The organism is Pseudomonas sp. SWRI77 (assembly GCF_014269105.1).
Taxonomy (GTDB): Bacteria; Pseudomonadota; Gammaproteobacteria; order Pseudomonadales; family Pseudomonadaceae; genus Aquipseudomonas; species Aquipseudomonas capeferrum.
Map to the genome: position 1 here is coordinate 1 of NZ_JABWRV010000066.1, position 718 is coordinate 718.

The 718-nt window shown below is 65.2% G+C and carries 1 protein-coding gene; it reads left to right on the plus strand.

The genetic code is table 11. From position 1 onward, the window contains the following. A partial coding sequence (gene glyA / locus HU766_RS25960; RefSeq protein WP_186661851.1) for a serine hydroxymethyltransferase occupies positions 1-718 on the plus strand: 718 nt, incomplete at both ends.

Genomic DNA, 718 nt, shown 5'->3' on the forward strand with positions numbered 1-718 from the left:
TCCTGGGCATGAGCCTGGCCCACGGCGGCCACCTGACCCACGGCGCCAAGGTGTCGTCTTCGGGCAAGCTGTATAACGCTGTGCAGTACGGCATCAACACCGACACCGGCCTGATCGACTACGACGAAGTCGAGCGCCTGGCAGTCGAGCACAAGCCAAAGATGATTGTTGCCGGCTTCTCGGCCTACTCCAAGACCCTCGACTTCCCACGCTTCCGCGCCATCGCCGACAAGGTCGGTGCGCTGCTGTTCGTCGACATGGCCCACGTCGCCGGCCTGGTTGCCGCTGGCCTGTACCCCAACCCGCTGCCGTACGCCGACGTGGTCACCACCACCACCCACAAGACCCTGCGCGGTCCACGTGGCGGCCTGATCCTGGCCAAGTCCAACGAAGCGATCGAGAAGAAGCTCAACGCTGCCGTATTCCCAGGCGCCCAGGGTGGCCCGCTGATGCACGTCATCGCCGCCAAGGCCGTGTGCTTCAAGGAAGCGCTGGAGCCTGAGTTCAAGCGCTACCAGCAGCAGGTCATCGAAAACGCCCAGGCCATGGCCCAGGTGTTCATCGACCGCGGCTACGACGTGGTGTCCGGCGGCACCGACAACCACCTGTTCCTGGTCAGCCTGATCCGCCAGGGCCTCACCGGTAAAGATGCCGACGCCGCCCTGGGCCGCGCGCACATCACCGTCAACAAGAACGCCGTGCCCAACGACCCGCAGTC